The following is a 1,733-nucleotide window of genomic DNA, read 5'->3' on the forward strand; positions in this document are numbered from 1 at the left end:
CCACCCTGATCGAGCTGGTAGGGTTCTACCCGTCGCCGCAAACAACAGCGACAGGCCCCCGTAGCTCAGGGGATAGAGCAACGGCCTCCGGAGCCGTGTGCGCAGGTTCGAATCCTGCCGGGGGCACCTCGCATGAGGTGCCAGCAGACCCCGCCATCAGCCCAGACGCTGAGTGCGGGGTCTTCGCATATGCGCGGCCGGATGCGGCGGGGGCACACACGCCAGTGATCACGTGGTAACCGCGACCGTTGGCGTCACCGACGCCTCGCGGCGGCGGCAACGCCCGTCACCCCGACCCCGTACGCGCACCGAGCAGATCCCGCATCGACTCCGCAGCCCGGACGGCCGCGTCGGCACAGCAGTTGTTGAACGGGACGTGCACCTGGTCGGCCCTTCGACCATCCCGCGAAGAGACGGAACCCAATCCTTCAGTTCCCCCGGCGCGTAGATGTGGCGAAACCGCTCCTCCTTACTGCCAGTACCCCAGGCGTCATTGCACCCAAGGAAGCGCGCCACGGCCAGCCGGGGTGAGGTGACCGGAGGTATGGAGGCGGGCAGCGTCTGAGTCATGTCCACGGCCACAGCGGCCATGTCCCAGTCGGCGAGCGCCGCCGCGGTCGCGGCACGCTCATCCTTCGCCCACCAGCCGGGATGTCGGAACTCCACGGCGACGGGTCACCCCGCCATACGTCGGGCGCATTGTTTCGAGGAACGCCTTCGCCCGTGCGTCGCCGGGTGCGAACCAGGGCGGGAACTGGAAGAGCAGGATGCCGAGGCGTTCGGCATTCTTCAGCGGCTCGAGGGCTCCGCTGAACCGCTGCCACACCTCGTCGAGCAGCCCCGGATCGAGGTCCTCGTACCCCGCGCGCCGGCCCTGCCGCCCGGCCGGCGCGGGACGCAGATCGACGGGCAGAGCGTTCGAGCGAGTCGGGTGCCCGGTGAGCAGAGAGAAAACCTTGACGTCGAAGCGGAAACTGTCCGGGGTGCGCTCGGTCCACAGGGTGCTGTTGCGGGTGCCGGGCAGGGAGTAGTACGTGGCGTCGACCTCCACCACCGGGAACTGGGCGGCGTAGTGCCGCAGCCTCCCCTCCGCGTCGCGCAGCCCCGGCGGGTACCAGCCGCTGGACAGCAGAGCGCGGTCCGTCCATGAACAGGTGCCGACCAGAATCTCGCCCATGCCGTCCCGGCTACCCCATGTCGGAGTGGACAGCACCGCCGCGACGCCGGACCGCCACTCAACGGCCGTGCAATCCGGGGAAGTTCGATGTCGGCCGCCATGAACGGCGACCGCCGTCGACCAACGCGGAAGGCGCTCACCATCCCGGTACCTGACACTAAGCCAGGGGCCAGGCGCTGCCGCGACGCGCGCGTCGCTACCCCCACTCGATGTTTCGAGGCCCAACCGCCGGGCAATCTAGGAAGATCGTGCACTTGTCATGAACGCGAAACTCCTTACGTTGGGCGTCTCGCACCTTTGCCCTGCTAGCCACGGCGCTGATGTGCCTGATCCCGTGGTCCCCCACCGCAAGCGCCCACGGGTCGGTGATCGACCCGGCGTCCCGCAACTACGGCTGCTGGCAACGCTGGGCAAGCACTTCCAGAACCCCGTGGTCACCACGACCGGCAAGTACGCCCCCGGCCAGAACTACTCCATCAACGTCAGCACCTCCGGCTACACCGGCCGCCACGTCGTCTACACGATCTGGCAGGCCTCGCACATGGGCCAGACGTAC

The 1,733-nt window shown here is 68.4% G+C and carries 1 tRNA gene and 2 pseudogenes; 2 read left to right on the forward strand and 1 reads right to left on the reverse strand.

Annotated features, from left to right (window positions below):
- The first annotated feature begins 54 nt into the window (after positions 1-54).
- Positions 55-126 (forward strand) — tRNA-Arg (locus GWI24_RS44040).
- Positions 127-286: 160 nt separating this feature from the next.
- On the opposite strand, the pseudogene GWI24_RS44045 reads toward GWI24_RS44040, so the two are convergent.
- Positions 287-1,177 (reverse strand): annotated as a pseudogene (locus tag GWI24_RS44045) (DUF72 domain-containing protein).
- Between the two features lie 278 nt (positions 1,178-1,455).
- On the opposite strand from GWI24_RS44045, the pseudogene GWI24_RS44050 reads away from it, so the two are divergent.
- Positions 1,456-1,733, forward strand: a pseudogene (locus tag GWI24_RS44050) (lytic polysaccharide monooxygenase); the annotation flags it as partial.

Origin of the sequence: Streptomyces sp. MK37H, from assembly GCF_018035285.1 — a bacterium.
Taxonomy (GTDB): Bacteria; Actinomycetota; Actinomycetes; order Streptomycetales; family Streptomycetaceae; genus Streptomyces; species Streptomyces endocoffeicus.